Source organism: Micromonospora sp. ATLC20, from assembly GCF_057196585.1.
The window spans coordinates 1-6,235 of sequence record NZ_JBXUOV010000253.1 but is presented as its reverse complement, the minus strand read 5'-3'; the positions used below and the strand labels follow the sequence as shown (position 1 = coordinate 6,235).

Sequence of the window (6,235 nt, the reverse complement as noted above, 5' to 3'; positions counted from 1 at the left end):
GCCGGGTGGCCCCCGGCATCGGCTACCCGGCCCGGGGCGGCGGCACGTTCCGCACCGCCGGCACGGTCGGCGCGGTCGCCGGCCGCTCCGGTGAGCTGCTGCGCTACCGGGTCGCGGTCGAGGACGGCATCCGCAACGTGGACGTGGAGGGGTTCGCCCGGGACGTCGCCGCCACCCTCGCCGACCGGCGGGGCTGGACCGGCGACGGCCGGTGGCGGCTGCAACGGGTGGGCCGCGACGACCGCGCCGACTTCACCGTGCTGCTCACCACGCCGGTCACCCGGGGGCGGCTGTGCGGCGACCCGAGCGACAGGTACACGTCCTGCCGCAACGGTGACCAGGTGGTGATCAACGTGGCCCGCTGGGTGTACGGGGTGCCGCACGTGACCGATCTCTCCCGCTACCGGCAGTACCTGCTCAACCACGAGGTCGGCCACCGGCTGGGCCGCGGCCACGAGCGCTGCCCCCGGGCCGGCGGCCCGGCGCCGGTCATGGTGCAGCAGACGCTCGGCCTGCACGGCTGCACGCCGAACCCGTGGCCGATCGTGGGCGGCGAGCCGCTGTCCGGGCCGCCCGGCCAGTACGACGACCCGATCCCGGCCGGGGACCGCTGAGCCCTCGCCCGGCGGCCGCCCCGGTCTTCACCGGGAGAACGAGGCCCAGATGTTCTTGGTCTTCCCGGTGGCGTACCAGCCCACGTCGAGCGAGACCGACTGGGCCAGGAACAGACCCCGCCCGCCCGAGTCCGTCGGACTGATGTCGGTCAGCTCCGGCACCGAACTGACGTCGTGGTCGGCCACGTCGAGCAGAAACCGGTCGTCGGTGGTGAGCAGCGTGACGATGGTGGGCGGCCGGCCGTGCCGCAGCGCGTTGCTCGCCAGCTCGGTGGCGACCAGCACGACCAGGTGCGGCACCTCGTCCAGATCCTCGCCCTGCACCAGGCCGTGCCGGTTCAGCGCGTCACGGAGCGAGGCGCGCAGCCCACGAAGATCCTCGGGACTGTCAAGCACCCACTGCTCCAGCTCGGTGGCCTGTGGCGGCGGAGGCGAGGTGCGCAACTGTCCCATGATCTGGCTTTACCCTGCGTAGCCGTTCGTTAAGCAGGTCAGCGCCGCAGCAGCGCGAACACGCCCCACCCCAGGTACTCGCGCTCGAAGCGGACGTACCGCACCGGGTCCTCGGTCAGTTCCCGCCGCAGCTCCGGGGCCAGTTCGTCGTCCGGGTTGGCGTCCAGCCAGCGGCGCAGGTTCAGCCAGTGCGCGGCGGCGTACCGGTCCCAGCTGTCCTGGTCGGCGAGGACCATCTCGACCAGGTCCCAGCCGCACTCGCCGAACGACTCGACCAGGCCGGGCAGGTCGCGGAACTCGTCGCGGGACCGGGCGTGCGAGCCCGTGACCGCCTCGTCGTCCGGCGGGTCACGCCGCCAGTAGGGCTCGCCGACGAGCGCCATGCCGCCCGGCCGCAACGCCCGGCCGAGCAGGTCCAGCGTCCCGGGCACCCCGCCGCCGATCCAGGTCGCGCCGACGCAGGCGGCCACGTCGACCGGCCGATCCGGGGTGTACGCCGCGGCGTCGCCGTGCACGAACCGTACCCGGTCGGCTACACCGAGTCCGGCGGCGCGCTCCTGGGCGGCGGCGGTGAAGACGGTGCTGATGTCGACCCCGGTGCCGGTGATCCCGTGGTCGCGGGCCCAGGTGCAGAGCAGTTCGCCCTTTCCGCTGCACAGGTCGAGCATCTCGTCGCCGGGCCGCAGCCGGATCGCCCGGCCCAGCGTGGCCAGCTTGACGTCGTCGAACGGGTTGAGGATGCGCAGCTCGCCTTCGCGAATGGTGAACTGGCGGGGAAGGTCCGGTGAGGTCATTCGTGGAGGGTGCGCCACCCGGTCACGCGGAGCAACGGAATTCCGGTCTGGGCCCGTCCGGGTCTCCTGGGGTACGGTCACCGCATGGTGGTCGAGGAACACTGGTGGAACGGCGTCAGCAACCCTCGCGGACGGCGCGACGTCTACATCCGCACCGACGGAAGCCAGTGGCAGGTCCAGGCGCAGATCGGCGGGGCGAGCGGCCGGTCCCGGATTCAGCAGTGCCCGAGTCGTGGCTCAGCGACGATCCTGGCCGGGGCGTGGCGCGCGAGCGGCTCCGGCTGGCGCGAGATGCCGCGCTGATCTCACGCTCAGTCACGAGGTCCGTGCACCGAGCGATCGACGGGTGATTCGGCGGCGTGAAACCGTCGTGAAACCGCGCTGATCCCGCCTGCCGTCACGGTTGCGGGCATGACGACGACGAACTCTCCCGGCGCGATGGTCGAGGTGTCCGGGCTGCGCAAGGCGTACCGGAGACAGGTGGTGCTCGACGGTGTCGACCTGCGCGTACCCGAGGCCACTGTCTTCGCCCTGCTCGGCCCGAACGGCGCCGGCAAGACCACCACCGTGCAGATCCTCTCCACACTGATCCGCCCCGACGCCGGCACCGTCCGGGTCGCCGGCCACGACCTGACCGCCGAAGCGGACCGGGTACGCGCCGCGATCGGCGTGACCGGTCAGTTCTCCGCCGTCGACGCGCTGCTCACCGGCGCGGAGAACCTGCGACTGATGACCGACCTGCGGCACCTCGGCCGGGTCGAGGGACGGCGGGTGGTGGACGACCTGCTGGCCCGCTTCGACCTGACCGAGGCGGCGGGCAAGCCGGTGGCGGCGTACTCGGGCGGGATGAAACGCCGGCTGGACCTGGCGATGACGCTCGTCGGCCGCCCCCGGCTGATCTTCCTGGACGAGCCGACGGCGGGCCTGGACCCGCGCAGCCGCCGGGCCATGTGGCAGATCGTCCGGGAACTGGTGGCCGAGGGCGCCACCGTCTTCCTCACCACCCAGTACCTGGAGGAGGCCGACCACCTGGCCGACCGGGTCGCGCTGCTCGACGGCGGTCGCCTGGTCGCCGAGGGCAGCCCGGCCGAGCTGAAGCGACTGGTGCCCGGCGGCCACGTACGCCTGCACTTCACCGACGCGGCGCACCTGGCCGCGGCGGCCGGGCTGTTCCCGGCGGCCACCCGGCACGACGACGACCTCACCCTGCGGGTGCCGGGCGACGGGAGCGTCAGCGGGGTACGGGCGCTGCTCGACCGGCTCGACGCGGCCGGTGTCGCTGTCGATTCGCTGAGCCTGCACACCCCCGACCTGGACGACGTCTTCCTGGCCCTCACCGGCCACCCCACCGAGGAGAAGGTGACCGCATGAGCACGCTCGCCCACACCGTCGGCGACTCGGCGACCATGCTGCGCCGCAACCTCAAGCACGCGGTGCGCTACCCGTCCTTGACCGTCATGGTGATCGCCCTGCCGGTGATCTTCCTGCTGCTGTTCGTCTACGTCTTCGGCGGCACGCTCGGCAACGGACTCGGCGGTGTGGCCGGGGGCCGGTCCGCGTACGCCGACTACGTGACCCCCGGCATCCTGCTGCTCGCCATGGCCGGTGCGGCACAGGGCACCGCGATCGCCGTGGCCATGGACATGACCGAGGGCATCGTGGCCCGGTTCCGCACCATGTCCATCGCCCGCGCGGCGGTGCTCACCGGCCACGTCGTCGGCGCGGTGGCGCAGACGCTGCTCGGGCTGGCGGTGGTGGTCGGTGTGGCACTGCTGGTCGGCTTCCGGCCGGACGCCGGCCCGGCGCAGTGGCTCGCCGCCGTCGGACTGCTCACCCTCACCGCGTTCGCGATCACCTGGCTGTCGGTAGCGCTGGGCATGGTGCCCAAGACCGTGGAGAGCGCCAGCAACCTGCCCATGCCGCTGCTGCTGCTGCCGTTCCTGGGCAGCGGGTTCGTGCCGACCGACTCGATGCCCGGGTGGCTCGCCTGGTTCGCCGAGCACCAGCCGTTCACCCCGATCATGGAGACGTTGCGCGGCCTGCTCCTGGCCGGCCCGGTCGACGGCGGTGACGCGGTCGCGGCGGTGGCCTGGTGTGCCGGGATCAGCCTGCTCGGCTACCTGTGGGCGCGCCGGCTGTACGACCGGGATCCGTCCCGCTGAGTTCCGCCACGGCGGCGAGCCGCAGCTCGTCGTGGTCGAGGGCGGCGTACGACGCGCGGGCCGCGTCGTACGCCGCCGCGTCCGCGTCGAGCGCCGCCCGGCGGGCCGCCGCCGAGGACATGGTGGGCTGGAAGTTGCGCAGGTAGCCGAAGCGTTCGGCGAGCGCGACCAGCCGGGCGCCGATGGCCTCGTCGCCGGTGCCACCCGACCGGTCCAGCTCGACCAGGGCGACGGCGAGCAGCAGCGACCCGTGGATCGGCAGCTGCACGAGAAAACCCGGCGGGTCGGCGATCGGGTCGGCCAGCAGCGCCACGCTCCGGCGGCGCAACGCGTCGGCGAGGCCCGGCACCAGGTCCAGCCGGCCGTGCCGGGCGTGTGCGGCCAGGGCGGCCGCCCGGATCTCCAGGTGCCACGGCGCGTCGCCGGGCGGGCCGGACCAGATGAGCGGGTTCGACGGCTGCCGCAACCCGTCCAGCGCCTCCCGCCAACCGGCCAGGCCGGCCTCGACATCGCCCCGGGCCAGCGCGAACTCGGCCCTGATGCCGCGCTCGTACGCCTGCATGCCGTACTGGTCGTCCGGTACCGGCGGGGCGTCGTACCGGCTGTCGCAGGCGTCGGTGGTGGCCAGCCGCAGCCAGCGTTCCGCCTCGTCGACCTCGCCCAGCGCCAGGTTGACCAGCACCAGGCTCCAGCGGATCTGGAGGCGGTCCCACCACGGGCCGGAGTCGGCCAGCAGGTCCAGCGCGGCGGTCAGGTTGTCCCGGGCCTCCGCCGAGCGTTCGGCCTGCATGCAGAGTTCACCGACCCGGGAGTGGGCGAGCACCAGCAGCCACCGCAGCGGCCGGTGCGCCAGCGCGTGGAGCATCCGCCGGGCCGCGTCGAGCGCGTCGTCAGGCCGCCCGGCCTGCTCCAGCAGATAGCTGGCCAGGGCGTTCGCCATCGCGGCGACAAGCGGTTCGCGGTGCGCGCGCAGCGCGGTGAGCACGGCCTGGTCGGCGCCGATCTCGGGGAGCGCGCCCAGCACCACCGCCATCGCACCGGCGACCGTGTCCGGCGGGGGCGGCGGCAGGCGGCGCAGCACGACCAGCGAGCGGGTCGAGCGGCGCCCGGCGATCATCAGGTTGTGCGCCACGCCGAGCACGGCGACGGTGCGGACCGGCGCCACGAACTCCGGCGCCGGACGGTAGTGGGACAGCAGGAAATCGGTGTCGGCGACCAGCGCGAGCATCCGGGTGTAGCTGGTGTCCAGCGTCCACACGGCGGCCAGCGCGGCGGCGACACCCGCGACTGTCGGCCCGTCGGACCGGGCCACTGCCAGGCGGAGCGCGGCGACCAGGTTGTCCTGCTCGGCGCGGACCGTCGCGACGGCGGTGAACGGTTCGGCGCCGAGCAGCGCCTCGTGGTGCCCGAGGCCGAACTCGCGGGCCCAGGCGAGGTACGCCGCCAGCACCCGCTCGTCCTCGCCGGCCTCGGCGCGGCGGGCGGCGCCGAACTCCCGCACCGTTTCCAGCATCCGGAACCGGATCGCGTCCGGCGTCTCCTCCACCCGCAGCAGTGACTGGTCGACGAGGTGTTCCAGCACCGGCAGCGCGTCCTCGCCGAGCACCCGGTCCGCCGCCGCCGCGCTGAACCCGTCCGGGAACACCGACAGCGCCCGCAACGCCGCCCGCCCCTCCGGCCGCAGCAGGTTCCAGCTCCAGTCGACCACCGCGTGCAGCGTGTGGTGGCGTGGTGGCGCGTCCCGGGGACCGCCGCGCAGCAGCCCGAACCGGTCGTCGAGGCGGCGGGCCAGCTCCGGCACGCTCATCGCCCGCACCCGGGCGGCGGCCAGCTCGATCGCCAGCGGCATCCCGTCCAGGTGCCGGCACACCTCGGCCACCTGGTCGGCGGGCAGCACCACGCCCGGCCGGGCGGCGCGGGCCCGCTGCGTGAACAGCTGCACCGCCGTGTCCAGCGGCAGTTCGGGCAGCGCGTGCACCGCCTCCGAGGTCAACCCCAGCGGGGTGCGGCTGGTGGTCAGCACCCGCAACTCCCGGGTCGCCGCCAGCAGCGCCGCCACCAGCTCGGCGACGCCCCGGACCACCTGCTCGCAGTTGTCCAGCACCAGCAGCACCGGCCCCGGTCCGAGCGCCGCCACGATCGCGGCGACCGGCTCGGCGGGCACCGGCAGTGCGCCGACCGGCCCGGCGGCCGGCTCGCCGACCCCCAGCGC

The 6,235-nt window shown here is 74.2% G+C and carries 7 protein-coding genes; 4 read left to right on the top strand and 3 right to left on the bottom strand.

Annotated features, from left to right (window positions below; all coding sequences use genetic code 11):
* Positions 1 to 614, top strand: a 614-nt coding sequence (locus tag AC2CHG_RS29245; RefSeq protein ID WP_484526010.1) for a DUF3152 domain-containing protein, incomplete at its 5' end; no start/stop codon positions are given.
* 27 nt (positions 615 to 641) lie between these two features.
* Here AC2CHG_RS29245 and AC2CHG_RS29240 read toward each other — a convergent pair.
* Both AC2CHG_RS29240 and AC2CHG_RS29235 read right to left on the bottom strand, forming a co-directional pair.
* Positions 642 to 1,067 carry an ATP-binding protein gene (locus tag AC2CHG_RS29240; RefSeq protein WP_262015918.1) on the bottom strand — a complete coding sequence of 142 codons (426 nt, stop codon included), beginning with the start codon at positions 1,065 to 1,067 and terminating at the stop codon, positions 642 to 644.
* Positions 1,068 to 1,105: 38 nt separating this feature from the next.
* Positions 1,106 to 1,861, bottom strand: a complete 756-nt coding sequence (locus AC2CHG_RS29235) for an SAM-dependent methyltransferase (RefSeq protein ID WP_402809259.1) — start codon at positions 1,859 to 1,861, stop codon at positions 1,106 to 1,108.
* 84 nt (positions 1,862 to 1,945) lie between these two features.
* On the opposite strand from AC2CHG_RS29235, the gene AC2CHG_RS29230 reads away from it, so the two are divergent.
* The 3 genes from AC2CHG_RS29230 (at position 1,946) to AC2CHG_RS29220 (ending at position 4,023) form a co-directional block, all read left to right on the top strand.
* Positions 1,946 to 2,164, top strand: coding sequence for a hypothetical protein (locus AC2CHG_RS29230; protein WP_013283796.1), 219 nt, complete (start codon positions 1,946 to 1,948; stop codon positions 2,162 to 2,164).
* Positions 2,165 to 2,272: 108 nt separating this feature from the next.
* On the top strand, positions 2,273 to 3,232 hold the full coding sequence (locus tag AC2CHG_RS29225; RefSeq protein ID WP_484526009.1) for an ATP-binding cassette domain-containing protein: 960 nt from the start codon (positions 2,273 to 2,275) through the stop codon (positions 3,230 to 3,232).
* On the top strand, positions 3,229 to 4,023 hold the full coding sequence (locus AC2CHG_RS29220; RefSeq protein WP_366624437.1) for an ABC transporter permease: 795 nt from the start codon (positions 3,229 to 3,231) through the stop codon (positions 4,021 to 4,023). The genes AC2CHG_RS29225 and AC2CHG_RS29220 overlap by 4 nt, the downstream gene beginning before the upstream one ends.
* Here the strand turns inward: AC2CHG_RS29220 and AC2CHG_RS29215 are convergent.
* Positions 3,965 to 6,235 (bottom strand): ATP-binding protein (locus AC2CHG_RS29215; RefSeq protein WP_484526008.1); only part of this gene is annotated, 2,271 nt, incomplete at its 5' end. The two genes, AC2CHG_RS29220 and AC2CHG_RS29215, sit on opposite strands and share 59 nt — an antisense overlap.

Bases quoted from the DNA above. Each gene is read 5' to 3' on its own strand.
- AC2CHG_RS29235 (WP_402809259.1), bottom strand. From the start codon at position 1,861: ATGACCTCACCGGACCTTCCCCGCCAGTTCACCATTCGCGAAGGCGAG.
- AC2CHG_RS29240 (WP_262015918.1), bottom strand. From the start codon at position 1,067: ATGGGACAGTTGCGCACCTCGCCTCCGCCGCCACAGGCCACCGAGCTG.
- AC2CHG_RS29225 (WP_484526009.1), top strand. From the start codon at position 2,273: ATGACGACGACGAACTCTCCCGGCGCGATGGTCGAGGTGTCCGGGCTG.
- AC2CHG_RS29230 (WP_013283796.1), top strand. From the start codon at position 1,946: ATGGTGGTCGAGGAACACTGGTGGAACGGCGTCAGCAACCCTCGCGGA.
- AC2CHG_RS29220 (WP_366624437.1), top strand. From the start codon at position 3,229: ATGAGCACGCTCGCCCACACCGTCGGCGACTCGGCGACCATGCTGCGC.